Source organism: Paenibacillus larvae subsp. larvae, from assembly GCF_002003265.1.
In the GTDB taxonomy this organism is placed as follows: Bacteria; Bacillota; Bacilli; order Paenibacillales; family NBRC-103111; genus Paenibacillus_H; species Paenibacillus_H larvae.
Genome location: NZ_CP019687.1, coordinates 1,361,168 through 1,374,950, shown reverse-complemented (window position 1 = coordinate 1,374,950; position 13,783 = coordinate 1,361,168). Strand labels below are relative to the sequence as shown.

The 13,783-nt window shown below is 46.0% G+C and carries 18 protein-coding genes and 2 pseudogenes; 17 read left to right on the top strand and 3 right to left on the bottom strand.

What is annotated here, in order from left to right; genetic code table 11:
- Window positions 1-276: 276 nt before the first annotated feature.
- Entirely contained in the window at window positions 277-1,500 is a 1,224-nt protein-coding gene (locus BXP28_RS06960; protein WP_023483236.1) for an IS256 family transposase, read from the bottom strand.
- A gap of 144 nt (window positions 1,501-1,644) precedes the next feature.
- Here BXP28_RS06960 and BXP28_RS06955 point away from each other — a divergent pair, with 144 nt between their 5' ends.
- The 4 genes from BXP28_RS06955 to BXP28_RS06940 all read left to right on the top strand — a co-directional run bounded on the left by BXP28_RS06955 (window position 1,645) and on the right by BXP28_RS06940 (window position 3,665).
- A complete protein-coding gene (locus BXP28_RS06955) occupies window positions 1,645-1,881 on the top strand; it encodes a glycosyltransferase family 39 protein (RefSeq protein WP_036654496.1) in 237 nt (78 codons plus the stop codon).
- 72 nt (window positions 1,882-1,953) lie between these two features.
- Window positions 1,954-2,430, top strand: coding sequence for a hypothetical protein (locus BXP28_RS06950; protein WP_023483985.1), 477 nt, complete (start codon window positions 1,954-1,956; stop codon window positions 2,428-2,430).
- A gap of 137 nt (window positions 2,431-2,567) precedes the next feature.
- Complete coding sequence (locus tag BXP28_RS06945) at window positions 2,568-3,263, top strand: glycosyltransferase family 2 protein (RefSeq protein WP_023483986.1); 696 nt, start codon at window positions 2,568-2,570, stop codon at window positions 3,261-3,263.
- Between the two features lie 15 nt (window positions 3,264-3,278).
- A complete protein-coding gene (locus BXP28_RS06940; RefSeq protein WP_036654490.1) occupies window positions 3,279-3,665 on the top strand; it encodes a DUF2304 domain-containing protein in 387 nt (128 codons plus the stop codon).
- 97 nt (window positions 3,666-3,762) lie between these two features.
- On the opposite strand, the gene BXP28_RS06935 is transcribed toward BXP28_RS06940, so the two are convergent.
- Both BXP28_RS06935 and BXP28_RS06930 read right to left on the bottom strand, forming a co-directional pair.
- The gene (locus BXP28_RS06935; protein ID WP_036654488.1) at window positions 3,763-4,062 is read right to left on the bottom strand and encodes a TIGR04104 family putative zinc finger protein; all 300 of its coding nucleotides are present in this window, start codon (window positions 4,060-4,062) and stop codon (window positions 3,763-3,765) included.
- A gap of 78 nt (window positions 4,063-4,140) precedes the next feature.
- Window positions 4,141-4,359, bottom strand: a complete 219-nt coding sequence (locus tag BXP28_RS06930) for a DUF2905 domain-containing protein (protein WP_036654486.1) — start codon at window positions 4,357-4,359, stop codon at window positions 4,141-4,143.
- 106 nt (window positions 4,360-4,465) lie between these two features.
- On the opposite strand from BXP28_RS06930, the gene BXP28_RS24045 reads away from it, so the two are divergent.
- The 13 genes and pseudogenes from BXP28_RS24045 (at window position 4,466) to BXP28_RS06865 (ending at window position 13,773) form a co-directional block, all read left to right on the top strand.
- Window positions 4,466-4,687: a Gfo/Idh/MocA family protein gene (locus BXP28_RS24045; RefSeq protein WP_051427857.1), complete on the top strand. Its 222-nt coding sequence runs from the start codon at window positions 4,466-4,468 to the stop codon at window positions 4,685-4,687.
- 37 nt (window positions 4,688-4,724) lie between these two features.
- Window positions 4,725-5,027, top strand: a complete 303-nt coding sequence (locus BXP28_RS24040) for a hypothetical protein (RefSeq protein ID WP_237703292.1) — start codon at window positions 4,725-4,727, stop codon at window positions 5,025-5,027.
- A gap of 76 nt (window positions 5,028-5,103) precedes the next feature.
- Window positions 5,104-5,587, top strand: a pseudogene (locus BXP28_RS06920) (trimeric intracellular cation channel family protein).
- A 156-nt stretch (window positions 5,588-5,743) separates the two neighbouring features.
- On the top strand, window positions 5,744-5,929 hold the full coding sequence (locus BXP28_RS06915) for a hypothetical protein (RefSeq protein WP_024093861.1): 186 nt from the start codon (window positions 5,744-5,746) through the stop codon (window positions 5,927-5,929).
- A gap of 657 nt (window positions 5,930-6,586) precedes the next feature.
- Window positions 6,587-6,793 (top strand): hypothetical protein, encoded by a 207-nt coding sequence (locus BXP28_RS22560; RefSeq protein ID WP_144029517.1) that lies wholly within the window; start codon window positions 6,587-6,589, stop codon window positions 6,791-6,793.
- Window positions 6,794-6,921: 128 nt separating this feature from the next.
- A complete protein-coding gene (locus tag BXP28_RS22555; protein ID WP_023483338.1) occupies window positions 6,922-7,257 on the top strand; it encodes an activator of nitric oxide reductase-like protein in 336 nt (111 codons plus the stop codon).
- A gap of 13 nt (window positions 7,258-7,270) precedes the next feature.
- Window positions 7,271-7,747: an acyl-CoA thioesterase gene (locus BXP28_RS06895; RefSeq protein WP_023483339.1), complete on the top strand. Its 477-nt coding sequence runs from the start codon at window positions 7,271-7,273 to the stop codon at window positions 7,745-7,747.
- A 326-nt stretch (window positions 7,748-8,073) separates the two neighbouring features.
- A complete protein-coding gene (locus BXP28_RS06890; RefSeq protein WP_023483340.1) occupies window positions 8,074-9,183 on the top strand; it encodes a sulfate ABC transporter substrate-binding protein in 1,110 nt (369 codons plus the stop codon).
- 56 nt (window positions 9,184-9,239) lie between these two features.
- On the top strand, window positions 9,240-10,073 hold the full coding sequence (gene cysT, locus BXP28_RS06885; protein WP_036654479.1) for a sulfate ABC transporter permease subunit CysT: 834 nt from the start codon (window positions 9,240-9,242) through the stop codon (window positions 10,071-10,073).
- 10 nt (window positions 10,074-10,083) lie between these two features.
- Complete coding sequence (cysW, locus tag BXP28_RS06880; protein ID WP_023483342.1) at window positions 10,084-10,956, top strand: sulfate ABC transporter permease subunit CysW; 873 nt, start codon at window positions 10,084-10,086, stop codon at window positions 10,954-10,956.
- 22 nt (window positions 10,957-10,978) lie between these two features.
- Window positions 10,979-12,043: an ABC transporter ATP-binding protein gene (locus BXP28_RS06875; RefSeq protein WP_023483343.1), complete on the top strand. Its 1,065-nt coding sequence runs from the start codon at window positions 10,979-10,981 to the stop codon at window positions 12,041-12,043.
- Window positions 12,044-12,079: 36 nt separating this feature from the next.
- Window positions 12,080-12,286, top strand: a complete 207-nt coding sequence (locus BXP28_RS06870; RefSeq protein ID WP_024093866.1) for a YezD family protein — start codon at window positions 12,080-12,082, stop codon at window positions 12,284-12,286.
- 144 nt (window positions 12,287-12,430) lie between these two features.
- A pseudogene (locus tag BXP28_RS06865) lies at window positions 12,431-13,773 on the top strand (NCS2 family permease).
- The last annotated feature ends 10 nt before the right edge of the window (window positions 13,774-13,783 follow it).

Below are 13,783 nucleotides of genomic sequence, written 5' to 3'. Positions count from 1 at the left end.
GATAATAGGATTTTCTCGGAAAATAATTCCACTTTTATTAATCCAATTTTGAATCGGATTTCTATTTTGTACGAGTTGATCCGTTTATCCGAATTAAACATTAATTTAGTTTTGTGAAAGAACATGAAGAAGGAGATTATGACCGCTGTATTATGTCTTGAATGAAACGTATCAGCCCGTTACAGGGGATCAAAAAAACTATACGACCATGACCGTCCGGATGATTGAAGATGATCAAGTCCAAATTTGTGTGTAAATTCCCTCAGCTAGACTGTGCTACATAATGCGAGTCACTTTGGCATCGGACTTTGGCCGATCCTTCCGCCATTCCATGTACTCGGTCATGTCGAGATATTTCTTGCCGGCTGCCCATTTTTCATCCTGTTCCATCAATAGAGCACCAATAAGACGAATCACGGATTCACGGTTTGGGAAGATGCGAATGACACGTTCCCGGCGTCTAACCTCTTCGTTGAGACGCTCAACGCTATTTGTCGTGCGCAGCCGTTTTCGGTAACGCTCTGGCAGCATTAAGACGGCGGTAGCATCGTCAAATCCGCTTTCCAGCACGCCCATCGCCTTACCCGCCTTATCTTCATAAGCCGCTAAGGTCTGTTTTAATAAAAACCTTGCCGTTCCAGTATCAGGAGCATCTAGAATCGACCGTAGACGGCCATGGATCTCATCCTTCAAGGCTTTGGGTGAGGCTTCTAATACATTTCGCGTGAAGTGAGTCTGGCATCGCTGCCATGTTACCCCTTGCAGCTGCTGCCGTACCGCGCGTACAAGGCCGCCATGATCGTCGGAGGTAATGAGATCCACACCTCGTAATCCACGTCCTTTTAGAGAGCTGAAAAACTCACTCCAGCTTGCTTCAGATTCTGTGTCACCCAGCATCAGGCCAAGGACTTCACGATAGCCCTCGGTGTTTACACCAATGGCAATCATGATGCCTCGTGAGCGTACACGACCGTCTTCACGGACCTTGAGATACATCGCATCTACGAGAACAAACGGAAAGAGGCTGTCTGCCAGGCTTCGATTATTCCAAGCAGTTACGATGGGATCCAGCCGCTTACAAAGGTCTGAAACAGTGGATTTAGAAAACTCGGTTCCGCAGAGTTCTTCGGTTACTTGCGAGACTTTACGCGTAGAGACGCCGTTTACGACCATTTCCATCATCGCTAAGATTAACGCTTGTTCACTTCTCTGGTAACGACTAAAGAGCTCTGTCGTGAACTTCCCGCCACGGATGCGCGGAACACTTAGTGTAATGGTTCCCACCCGCGTATGTAGCCCATGTGGATACGATCCATTCCGGTACGCTTTTCGATTCTCTGTTCGTTCATAACGATCTGCTTCCACTTGTTCACTCACCTGTGCTTGTAAGACTTGGTTCAGTACAGACTCGAGCAGCTTGGCTACACCCGCATCCTGAGAATTTCCCAAAAATAGTTGATGCAAAAGCTGCGAATCTACGTTAATCTGGTATTGAGCCATTTCATAACACCTCGTATATTTAGAATTTTGTGTCCCAACATTATTCTAACTGAGGGCTATGAATATGGCTCCTTTCATTTTTTGGAACCTAGCTTTTTACACAATTATACGGACTCAACTATTGAAGATGGGGTTTACGGTTATATGGATACGAAACCGGACACACATGTAACCCCTGGTTTTCCGATGTTTTTGTATGTTGTGTTTAAAATCTTTGGTTACAGCAATATTCTCTATACTCATATGATCGTAAGGGTCATTCAGACCTTTATCAGTTTGGGTGCCATTGCTTTTATCTATTTAATAGGAAAAAGGCTGTTCAATCGTCCTACTGGATGGATAGCCGCTTTGTTCGCCGCTTTTTACGGCACGTATGTATGACTTCCCTAATTTTAACGGAGACTCTCTTTCTGACCTGCTTTATGGGACTGGTGTATATGCAGGTACGTTCATATGGGAACTATTGACTGGAGCAAAGTGAACTACGATGACGAGTTTGGGGAAGGCCTGAGAAGAATCAAGCAGGGATTTAAGGAAAACCCGTGGCTATGGATCCGCTGGTTCACGGTAGGTAAGTTTAAAGATATGTTCATTCATCGTATTTACCTCGGTCCGTATCCGAATTTTATGGGGAAAGTTTATGGAATCTTTCTGAAATATATCCATCTCTTCCTTGTATATGCAGGAATTTCTTTTAGTATGATCGGCATGTTCATCAATAAATCGGTCCGTTTCCTGGCTGTCAGCTTTCTGATTATGCTGGGTATGGCGCTGCTCTTTATTTCAAAGGCTCGTTATACGGTTCCAATGATGCTTTATCTGATGATTACTACAGCGTCCGTGATTGTCTGGGCAGGACGATGGGCAACAGGACGTTTTACAAGAAGGAGAGCTCGAAGAAACCAAATGGTCGGGGTAAGTTATCAATAAATAAAATATGCAAAAAAGAACACCTGCTCCTTTGTTTGGGGAACAGGTGTTGTGAGCATGTAGACATTATTTTTACGGTAAAAATGACAAAGGTCATCCTAGGAATCATTGCTTTTATAGTGTAAAGGAGATTGAACATGCCAGAAGAAAGTAAAGTGCTCATCATTATACCGGCTTATAATGAAGAGGATTCGATTGAAAAAACGGTTGAGAGCGTCATTCAGAACTCTTCCTACGATTATATTGTCATCAATGACGGCTCGAAGGACAGGACACCCCAAATTTTAAATGAACGCCAGTTCAACTGTCTTCATCTTCCTGTAAACATGGGGATCGGGGCCAGCATGCAGACCGGATACAAATATGCTTACCGGCATCATTATGATTACGCTATTCAGCTTGATGCAGACGGACAGCATGATCCAAAGGATCTGGATAAGCTGGTTGCAGAAATAAAGAAGTCCCAGTATGACTTGGTCATCGGTTCCTGGTTTGTAGAGAAGAGCTCTTACAAGGGCAGTGTTTCCCGCCGCATCGGCATTTATTATTTTTATTTGCTGATCCGGCTTTTGACAGGGAATAAAATTACAGATCCGACGTCAGGATACCGGATTGTAAACCGCAAGATCATTAAGGAATTCTCCCAGTATTATCCCATTGATTACCCGGAAGTAGAGATTTTGGTCAGCATGGCCCGCAAAAAATACCGTATCAAAGAAATCAGTGTCGAGATGAAAAACCGGCAGGGCGGGGTCTCCTCTATTAATTTCATGAGATCGGTTTACTACATGCTGAAGGTTACCTTATTTTCCATTATACGGAGAAGTTTCTAGGAAGGGGTTTATACATTGATTCGAGCTATCAGCATTGGAGTAGCTGTCATTTTTCTGCTCCAAATTTTTTACTACACAAGCAAACACAGGCTAAGGGACCGTTATGCCTTCTTATGGATGATGATCGGCCTCTTGGGCCTTGCCACGGCTATTGCGATCCCTTTGCTTAACAAACTGGCTTCCAAGATCGGCGTGGCCTATATGCCCGCACTTGTGTTCCTCATCGTGATCATTGTGGCGCTTAGCTTATTGGTGCATACGACGACGGTATTATCCAAACACCAGGAGATCATTAAAATTCTGGTTCAGGAAAATGCGTATATGAACAAGGAAATCAAGGATTTAAAGGCTAAGGTAGAACAACAGGAACGACAAGTAATTTCCACAAACCGCAAGATTTAGCCTACCGGTTTGTGCAGTATATTGAAATTCATAGATTTTGAAATAATAAATCTGCTTAACAAGTCTGCCGGTCAAGGCAGACTTGTTTTAGCTTTCTTCATCTAAATGGATCTTCCTTGTCTGTAAATTCAGCCAGAAAAGGCAGGAGACAGGCAACAAGAAAAGCCGCTGCGGATAAAATCAATACATATAGAAGGGTTGGGACTTTCAAGTATGTAACAAGGACCAGAGCAGCTGGAATAATTGCCGTTAAATAGGTCGTTTTTTTCCTTGACTTTGCAGTAAAGTATTGCTTTTTCCCGTAGTCAGGACAATGGAGATACATCTTTGGAATGAGCATGTTTGCCAGCAGCTTGCCCCAACTCCATTTATAAGCACAATGGGTACATTCAGTCATGAAGAACTCCTTTCTTAAGTACCAGATCTGACTCTTTCATATTAAGGCACAGGACAAAAGGAAACAAATAAAAATAACTTACCTGAACAGCCGAATAACATACAGGATTAGAGAAATAATCACGCTTAGCACTATACAGGTAACGATGGGAAAATAAAATGTAAAGTTTTCCTTCTTTACCACAATATCCCCGGGTAATTTGCCAATAGGCAGCCATCGCCCGGCCAGCAGCCAGATTCCGCCGATCACAATCAGGATAATGCCAAGCGTAATAAGTAATTTGGGGAGTTGAAACATAATACTTAGCTCCTTTGGATGTGTTTACTTATAGTATAGACAAAAATAGGGCGAACACCAAAAATACATATACCTTGATTTTTTTGTGTAAAAGGCGGTGAAAGCTTTGCAGGCAGGAAAGCATGTTCTGCTGGAAAAACCGATGGCCCTGAATGCGGAAGCCGCCAAAGAGATTGTAAGAGCGGAACGGAAAGCGGGAAAGGTCCTGATGATACCGCATACCATGCGCTGGGAACCGCATGCCCTTCAGGTCAAAGAGCAGCTTGATAAGGGGGACTGGGGAACATGGTTTACCAAAAAAATAAATCCGGAGGCGGCCTATTATTGATATCGGCGTTCATATGCTGGATTTAAGCTTGTATTTGATGGGCAATCCAAAACCAGTATCTGTATATGGTTCTACCTATGCCGAATTCGGGCCAAAGCGTAAAGGGATCGGAACCTGGGGAACTCTGGACTGGAGCGGTTTTTATAATGTTGAGGATCTGGCTTCAGCCATGATCAAGATGGAAGACGGCAGTACTTTGACGCTGGAAGTGAGCTGGGCTGCCCATACCGATATGAATAATGAGCCGTCATTTTCTGGATTGTATCCAAAGTGGAAGCCAGCCTATCACCTCCGTAATGACGGGATATACAAACAATCTGATTTTGGAAGCGATTTATGAATCATCCGGACCGGACAAGAAATTAAGCTGGATTGGATGATTTAGGATCTATACATGAAAAAATGGGGTTGCATCCGTGAACTGGGAATGGCTGAATATTATTGGAACGTTTTCTTTCGCCATCAGTGGAGCTATTGTTGTGATGGAGGAAGATTATGATATTTTGGGGGCTATGTGATGGGGCTGGTTACCGCCTTCGGCGGTGGGTGATTCGGAATCTGCTTATTGGAGTACCGGTAACAACTTTATGGGAACAGGGCGGTGAATGCGGGCCTGCCGCTGAGTGCCGTAATAGTTGCGGTAACAGGGAAAGGAGGGGTATGATCCGGGATATACTGGCGGGAAGGAAACCGCTTGTACTCCGTTCCGAGATATATGCCGTGCGGGTGATGCTGGGTGGACTAGAAGTGGGACTCGGCTTGGGACAATCCAGGCTAGCCATCCTTCTCTTATTTGTACCCATTGTGACTTTTCGTATGCTGTCCGTTTTTTATCAATGGAGGCTCCCCAAAAGATCAATGAACAAGAAAAAGCACAATAACCGCACTGAAACTTATTAATTGGCAGGAAAAATACAAGCCATGGCTTAACTGGCTCCTTTACTTGTTCTTGCGGACGGATAAAGGTTTTTTTATACGTTCATGCGGCTTTAGCATAAGAACGGGGAAGGAGGGGATAAACTAATCAAAGACCATTGGTAAAATGAGGTGATATGCATGAACAGAGAAGATTACGGATTTGCCAAACTTCCTCGTGAAGCCCTGCTTGAAATGCAAGACCTGGAAAAACGGTTGAAGGACGAAACAGGAAAGGAAGTAACCCTGATCGCCTATACACAAGGCCAGGAGCATGATCTTGACCGTACGGCAATGGGAGCAAATTCGGATTATGAATGTTTTTAAAATTACCAATTTCATTATTACAATTATTATTAGGCACAACAAAACGTGATTACACAAGGAAGTAACGATGTTGTCTCTGCGGATATGGTTGCAATACCTTAACGGGCTAAATCAGAGTAACTTTTGTCAGGATTATGGACACCGGCTTCACTATGCTTCTATGCCGCAAGGGAAACGGCTGTGGTATAATAAAAGAAAGCAAACTCCGGGTGCTGATTGCTGCTCGGAGCTTTCTTTTTGCAAAGGATGGTAGAAAGGAAACAGGTCATCATGTCACTAACATTCAAATAAGAACTTGAATACTGGCAGTTGCCGGAACAAATGATTAGAGAAATCATGGATTTCCTATATATCGATGAAATTAATATGGCCAAGCCGGAAACCCTGCGGGGAGCGGGTCGATTCTTTTGTCCGCATGCAGCTTTTGGATCTGGCGCGAACCCTAACCCGAGACTCCGGTCTGGTATTATTCCGTATATTTGCGCAGGGAAAATAAAATAACCATCAGTCAATTTTGGCGGGATTTGAAAAAAACGGATCAAGTGGCGGGCATGAAAAGTGACATCCGGGGCGGAACCAGAGCAGGTTCAGAAGAAGTCGGGACCATCCGAACGGATGGTAACCTGGCACCGGGAGACTTAGGATACAGACCCCGGAATGTTGCGTTTTGAACTGGAACGAGGTACGCGTACGGAAGCTTTGGGTGGTGTACTCCGTGAATCGGATTCGGCAGACCAGCACTTTCCATCGTACAAGGAAGGTCTTCTCTTCCAACAAAAGGCCAGAGATTCCTTCCGCCGAAGAAGTTCTCCGGCTGGTCCAAGGAGGCTTCGCAGCCAAAGAGGAAACCGGTACGATCAATAGTCTGGGCACGGTTGAATATTTGCCGGTCCGCCGGCCATCTTCGGCCGAAAAAGAAAAGTACCGCGCCATGGAACAACGCGTGAACCCTTTTTTACTACGCAAGCTGAAAAAAAACGATTCAGCTTGTGATGGAGCAGAAGAAGACGGCTCCGCGCAGCGGCCCTACTCTGCTGCAGTTGGAGCCGCAGCAGCGCATTCTCCTCGTATTCACCGACGGAGAGCCGTCTGCCTCCGATTACCATGAGGGAGGGATTCACGATACATATCAGGCCGTGCAGGAGGTACGGCGCCAAGGTATCGAGGTGATTGGCGTATTCCTTGCCAGCGGTGAAGTACATGAGACCCAGCGGAATACGTTGACTAACATCTACGGGCGCCAAAGCGTAGTTGTCCCGCACGTGGAACAGCTGGCGGATTATTTGACTCCGCTGATACGCAGGCTGCTTCTGAAGGCAATTCATTAGGAGGTTTATACAGATGGAAGCAAAAACAGTAAGTCAATCCAGATCCATCATGACGGAAATTATTTTTCCTAAGGATACGAATTACCATGGAACCGTCTTTGGCGGAATGATGATGCAGTGCATTGACAAGATCGCTACGATAGCCTGCATGAGACACTGCCGGAAAGGAGTAGTCACGGCTTCGAGCGACAGCCTTGATTTTCTCGCTCCGGTCCGGTTAGGAGAATCCTTGCAGATTGAAGCTTTTGTCACCTGGACTCATCGCAGCTCGATGGAGGTCTATGTTAAAGCGACTGCAGAAAATCTGCTCACCGGCGAAATCCGCAATACCGCTACCTCCTTCTTGACTTTTGTTGCAGTGGACGAGGACGGACGGCCTGTGCCTGTACCCCCGATTATCCCGGAAACGGAGGAAGAGAAGCGCCTGCATGAAACGGCCCCGGTACGGTATGAGGCCAGGAAACGCCGTAAAGTACAAGCGGGAACATAAACGGCATCTTGTACATGATAGGGTCAGCCGGTGATAAAGACCCAAAAAAATCTTCAATGTTGTAGGGCACAATCCCAGTTTGCTGAATAGAATAAAAGCGGGCAATAGAAGAACAGAGCAGGCTTGCTCTGTTTTTTTCAAAATTTTCCTTTTTACAAAACAACCCAAAAACAGAATTGACACCCCCGGATGACAGTGCTAAACTATCTCTAAGTTCAAAACATAGTAATTATATAGTAATAATGGGTTTAGTCCGCCGGATATCCGGAGACCTTGCAGGATCTTTGAGAACCTTGAAATAACCACTTGAAAGGGGTACTTCAGAAATGTCCGATTCTTCAAACCCGCATGATCATTTTTCTAAAAACAAGCGAAAGCGCATATCTTTCCGGTCCGTCTTGTTTCTTATTCTTACCGTCTCTTTGACCGCTGTATTGGCGGGATGCGGGGGCTCTGATTCTTCCGGGAACAGCGCTTCGGCAGACAAGGGAAAATCTATCGAACTTTTAAATGTCTCTTATGATCCTACCCGCGAACTATACCAAAAATATAACGATGCCTTTACCAAGTATTACAAAGAAAAAACGGGCCAAACCGTCACGATCAAACAGTCACATGGAGGTTCAGGCAAACAAGCCCGTTCCGTTGTGGATGGTCTGCAGGCTGATGTGGTGACATTGGCTCTGGCTTATGACATAGATTCTCTGCAAAAGGCCGGACTGATTCAGGATAAATGGCAGACAAAACTGGAGAATAACAGCACGCCCTATACATCTACAATCGTGTTCTTGGTCCACAAGGGGAATCCGAAAGGGATCAAGGATTGGGATGACCTTGTCAAGCCCGGCATAGAAGTAATCACACCTAACCCGAAAACATCCGGAGGAGCCAGATGGAACTATTTGGCCGCTTGGGGCTATGCCCTGAAAAAGAACAACAATGACGAGGCAAAAGCAAAGCAATTTGTTACCAGCCTGTACAAAAATGTCCCCGTATTGGATTCAGGTGCCCGTGATGCTACGAATACTTTTGCCCAACGACAGCTCGGGGACGTCCTGATTGCCTGGGAAAATGAAGCTTATCTGTCCTTAAAAGAACTGGGCAAAGAGAAATTCGAGATTATTACCCCTTCGATTAGTGTTCTCGCGGAACCTCCCGTTGCCATCGTCGATAAAATCATAGACAAAAAAGGTACCAGGGAGGCAGCGAAAGCTTATCTGGATTATTTGTACAGTGAAGAAGGCCAAACCATTGCCGCAGAGAATTATTACCGGCCCCGCCTGGAATCAGTGGCACAGAAATTTGCCGATCAATTCCAAAAAATCGAGATGTTCACCATAGACGATCCAATGTTCGGCGGATGGCAGGAAACACAGAAGAAACATTTTGCGGATGGCGGCCTGTTTGATCAAATTTATCAACCATCCGGGAAATAACTAGAGCCACGAAGCTTCCCGGCAGACTACGGTTCCAACCGAAGGAGACTGGATATATGGCAGCGAAACGACCGAAGCGGGTTTTACCCGGGTTTTCCCTCACATTGGGATACACATGGATATATCTGGCTATTCTTGTGCTCATTCCCCTCTCGATGCTAATTTGGAAAACGGCGGGGATGGGGTGGCCGGAGTTCTGGTCAACCGTTACTAATGAGCGGGTGATCGCCTCCTACAAACTTAGTTTTGGCGCTTCCCTGGCTGCAGGTCTGATCAATACGGTTTTTGGGTTTATTGTAGCCTGGGTGCTCGTAAGGTACAATTTTCCCGGCAAACGGATCATTGATTCACTGGTAGATCTCCCATTCGCTCTTCCGACGGCCGTTGCCGGTATTGCCCTGACTACTCTGTATGCTCCTAACGGCTGGATCGGTTCGATTCTTCAGTCAGCAGGAATCAAGGCGGCCTATACACCCATTGGGATCATGATTGCCCTTGTTTTTATCGGCATCCCCTTTGTAGTAAGGACAGTACAGCCCGTATTACAGGAATTGGAGCAGGATACGGAAGAAGCTGCTGCTCTTCTGGGGGCGTATCGGTTAAGGACATTTATCAAGGTGATCTTTCCTCAGGTTCTCCCGGCTCTTCTGACCGGATTTACTTTGGCTTTTGCCAGGGCAATCGGGGAATACGGATCAGTGGTCTTCATTTCCGGCAACATGCCGATGAAGACAGAGATTGCACCACTTCTGATTATGACCAAACTGGAGCAGTTTGACTATCAGGGTGCAACGGCTATCGCCCTGGTAATGCTGGTCATTTCTTTCGTATTGCTTCTTCTGACTAATTATTTGCAGTGGCGGATCCGGCGTCCGCTTGCAGCGGAATAGGAGGCAAGATATGGCAGGTTCTATTTCCGTTCAGTCTTCCACCTCTCCAGCAAAACCGAAATCCCGGGCTAGACAGGAAGGCTGGATAATCAAATGTTTGCTTATTAGTATAGCGGTTTGTTTTGTGGTACTTATGATCGTTCTTCCTCTCATCACTGTATTTGCTGAAGCTTTTCAACAGGGGGCTTCTGTATATTGGGCCTCCCTTCGGGACTCCGATGCGGCAGCTGCCATAAGGTTGACCCTGCTTGCCGCTTTAGCATCGGTGCCGCTGAATACCTTGTTTGGGGTATCGGCAGCATGGCTGATCAGCAAACACAGATTCCGGGGCAAACAGCTGCTGCTCACTCTGATTGATCTTCCATTTGCCGTTTCTCCCGTTATAGCCGGGTTTGTATTTATTTTGCTATTTGGCACAAGCGGCCTGCTTGGCAATTGGCTGCTTGATCATGATATGAAGATAGTATTTGCTTTTCCGGGAATTGTACTGGCGACCTTGTTTGTGACATTTCCTTTTGTTGCGAGGGAACTGATTCCCTTGATGCAGTCCCAGGGAACCGCCGAAGAAGAAGCTGCTGCGACTTTAGGGGCCAGAGGCTGGAAAATGTTCTGGAGCGTAACTCTTCCGAATATAAAATGGGGACTTCTTTACGGTATTATACTCTGCAACGCAAGGGCAATGGGGGAGTTTGGGGCTGTTTCCGTAGTATCCGGGCATATCAGGGGGATAACGAATACGATTCCTCTGCATGTTCAGATTTTATATAACGAGTATAAATTTTCTGCCGCTTTTGCGGTAGCTTCCCTGCTTGTTTTTTTGGCTGTGATCACTCTTATTGTCAAGGCCGTGGCTGAATGGAAGTTTAAAAAAGGGTCCGAGTGAATGGTGAAAGGAGGAGGCAGACATGAGGGCGCTATCTGTTGAACATATTTATAAGCAATTCGGTACCTATGCGGCAGTTCATGATGTCAGCTTTCAAGTGGAAGCGGGACGTCTCGTAGGACTGCTGGGACCAAGCGGCAGTGGGAAGACTACCCTGCTTAGGCTTATTGCCGGGCTAGAGACTCCGGATGGGGGAAGCATCGCATTTGTCGGACAGCAGGTGAATGATTTGCCGCCGCAAAAGAGGCAAATTGGCTTTGTTTTTCAGCAATATGCCTTATTTAAACATATGACAGTATTTGAAAATGTAGCTTTTGGGCTAAAGGTGCTTAAAAAGAAAAAGCCCTTTGTTGAATCCCGTGTCCAAGAACTGTTGGAGCAAACAGGCTTAACCGATCTGGGCAGGCGGTATCCGCATGAACTTTCCGGGGGACAAAGGCAGAGGGTGGCTTTTGCAAGAGCTATTGCGCCTGAGCCTAAGCTGCTTTTGCTGGATGAGCCGTTTGCCGCTATCGACGCCAAGGTTCGGAAAGAACTTAGAGCATGGTTAAGGGATATGATTAACCGTATCGGCATAACCACTCTATTTGTTACTCATGATCAGGAGGAAGCAGTCGAGGTTGCAGATGAATTGCTGATTCTTCATCAAGGGAAGCTGGAGCAGCAGGGAACGCCCCGGGAAATTTATTCACAGCCTGCAACCGAATTTGTAGCCGGCTTTATTGGAGAATCTACCAAGATTTCTGAACCTGCGGCATTCCTGGGTTATGAGGAAGCTTCAGCCGCCGATTCCGCAATCATCCGCCCTGAATTCGTGGAGATTTTTACTACGCAAGAGACGCTTTCTGCATCCGGTATGGATATAGGAACGGTGAAAAACAGTTATTTCAGGGGAACAGCCTGGCTTATTGAACTTGAAGTACAGGGTCAGCAGTTGTTTGCTTACCGCTCCCAAGAGAAGAAAGAGTTGCTTAAAGGAGACCCTGTCCGGGTTTTCATTCACCGTATGTATGTTCAGCAGGGAGAGGGCATGACCGTACTGGAGCATGGATCAAAACATAATACTGCAATTGCAGCTTCCGTCTAAGGATGCCGCTTAATAAGTTTGGGGAGGGGAAAAACAATGGCAAAGCCGTTGCAGCTGGATGATCTTTGGATAAATCGCATCATTCAAAGCGTTAACGGATTGGAGTATGGTACGGTGCATATCATCGTACATGATGGCAGGGTAACCCAGATTGAACGAACTGAGAGAAGAAGATTCGATAATCCTGAGCAGCAAACTGCCAAGCAGCTTAGACTTGCGGACAAGGATCGTAAAAAATCATAATACAATCAATTTCATGCTGATTTGTTTTGGGCCGGTAATCTGCTGGATGCCGGCTTTTATGCTGAAACCGGCTTTCGATTATGCTACAATCAATTGTTGGACAAACTTGTTAAAGATAACGAATGAGGGCGCATCCGGGATTGAATGTCAAGGTACGCCCAAGTGAAAGGAACTTTTGATGTGAGCAGATGGGAAACATGGTTTCAATTGAAAGAACGCGGTACAACTTGGACTACAGAGATACTTGCCGGATGTACAACCTTTATGACCATGGTATTTATTCTGGTAGTCAACCCGGCAATTTTAAGTGATGCCGGAATGGATTTCAACGGGGTCTACGTGGCTACGGTCCTGGTAACTCTGATTTCAACTTTGATTATCGCCCTTTTCGGGAATTTTCCTTTTGTTATTGCCCCTGGTATGGGAATCAATGCTTTTTTTGCCTATAGTGTGGTCAAAGCTCAAGGCATCCCATGGCAAACTGCCCTGGGTTCGGTATTTCTGGCGGGAACGGTTTTTTTGGTGCTTGCCTTAACCCGCTATCGCCGTTTTCTGCTGGATGCGATTCCGCAAAGCTTGAAATATGCCATAACGGCCGGAACCGGCTTGTTTATCTGTTTTGTGGGACTGCAGAACGCCAAGCTGGTCATATCTTCACCTGATACACTTGTAACTTTAGGCAATCTTCGGGAACCGGGAACCCTGCTTTCCATAATTGGACTTGCCGTGACTTTACTGCTGATGACCTACCGGATAAGAGGGGCGCTGTTTCTGGGATGATCGTTACCTCTGTCTTAGCGTGGATAATGGGGCTGATGCAGCTTCCTTCGCATTTTCTGTCTATTCCCAGCGGATTAGCTCATACGGCTTTGCAATTAGATATAGACGGCGTATTTAATTATGACATGCTTGCGGTTACCTTTACCTTTCTTCTTATTTCCGTTTTTGAAACGACCGGAACAATGGTCAGCCTGGCTGAGCAGGCGGGATTGATGAAGGAAGGCAGATTTCCGCATTCCCGAAGCGCACTGCTGGCCAACGCTGTAGGAGTGACAAGCGGGGCTTTACTCGGGACCAGTCCTATCACAACTCTTGTAGAATCCGGATCGGGTATTGCCGCAGGCGGAAGAACAGGCCTTACTCCGATTGTAACCTGCATCCTGCTGGTCATTACGATGTTTTTTGCCCCGGTAGCCGAGACACTGGCAAGCACTCCTTTTGTAACGGCTCCGGCTTTGGTTATTGTCGGGTTCAGTATGTTGGAGGAGATGGTTCACGTGGAATGGAAGAGTTTCGAAGAAGCTTTCCCTTCTTTTTTGGTCATGGTTACTATGCCTCTAACTTATAGTGTGTCCTCGGCAATCGGCATCGGATTTATCGTATATGTACTGTTGAAACTTTTCAGGGGAAAAGCAAAAGAAGTACATCCCGCCCTGTACTTCTTCGCCTTGTTTTTCTTTATTCAGCTTGGATTTATCCATTCATAATGAAGCATGT

What these genes read in the sequence shown, in the direction of transcription:
- BXP28_RS06950 (WP_023483985.1), top strand. Translation starts at nt 1,954, where the DNA reads ATGGGAACTATTGACTGGAGCAAAGTGAACTACGATGACGAGTTTGGG.
- BXP28_RS06915 (WP_024093861.1), top strand. Translation starts at nt 5,744, where the DNA reads ATGAACAGAGAAGATTACGGATTTGCCAAACTTCCTCGTGAAGCCCTG.
- BXP28_RS06895 (WP_023483339.1), top strand. Translation starts at nt 7,271, where the DNA reads ATGGAAGCAAAAACAGTAAGTCAATCCAGATCCATCATGACGGAAATT.
- BXP28_RS06870 (WP_024093866.1), top strand. Translation starts at nt 12,080, where the DNA reads ATGGCAAAGCCGTTGCAGCTGGATGATCTTTGGATAAATCGCATCATT.
- BXP28_RS24040 (WP_237703292.1), top strand. Translation starts at nt 4,725, where the DNA reads ATGGGCAATCCAAAACCAGTATCTGTATATGGTTCTACCTATGCCGAA.
- BXP28_RS22560 (WP_144029517.1), top strand. Translation starts at nt 6,587, where the DNA reads ATGTTGCGTTTTGAACTGGAACGAGGTACGCGTACGGAAGCTTTGGGT.
- cysW (WP_023483342.1), top strand. Translation starts at nt 10,084, where the DNA reads ATGGCAGGTTCTATTTCCGTTCAGTCTTCCACCTCTCCAGCAAAACCG.
- BXP28_RS06960 (WP_023483236.1), bottom strand. Translation starts at nt 1,500, where the DNA reads ATGGCTCAATACCAGATTAACGTAGATTCGCAGCTTTTGCATCAACTA.
- BXP28_RS06935 (WP_036654488.1), bottom strand. Translation starts at nt 4,062, where the DNA reads ATGACTGAATGTACCCATTGTGCTTATAAATGGAGTTGGGGCAAGCTG.
- BXP28_RS06875 (WP_023483343.1), top strand. Translation starts at nt 10,979, where the DNA reads ATGAGGGCGCTATCTGTTGAACATATTTATAAGCAATTCGGTACCTAT.
- BXP28_RS06955 (WP_036654496.1), top strand. Translation starts at nt 1,645, where the DNA reads ATGGATACGAAACCGGACACACATGTAACCCCTGGTTTTCCGATGTTT.
- BXP28_RS06945 (WP_023483986.1), top strand. Translation starts at nt 2,568, where the DNA reads ATGCCAGAAGAAAGTAAAGTGCTCATCATTATACCGGCTTATAATGAA.
- BXP28_RS06890 (WP_023483340.1), top strand. Translation starts at nt 8,074, where the DNA reads ATGTCCGATTCTTCAAACCCGCATGATCATTTTTCTAAAAACAAGCGA.
- BXP28_RS06930 (WP_036654486.1), bottom strand. Translation starts at nt 4,359, where the DNA reads ATGTTTCAACTCCCCAAATTACTTATTACGCTTGGCATTATCCTGATT.
- BXP28_RS22555 (WP_023483338.1), top strand. Translation starts at nt 6,922, where the DNA reads ATGGAGCAGAAGAAGACGGCTCCGCGCAGCGGCCCTACTCTGCTGCAG.
- cysT (WP_036654479.1), top strand. Translation starts at nt 9,240, where the DNA reads ATGGCAGCGAAACGACCGAAGCGGGTTTTACCCGGGTTTTCCCTCACA.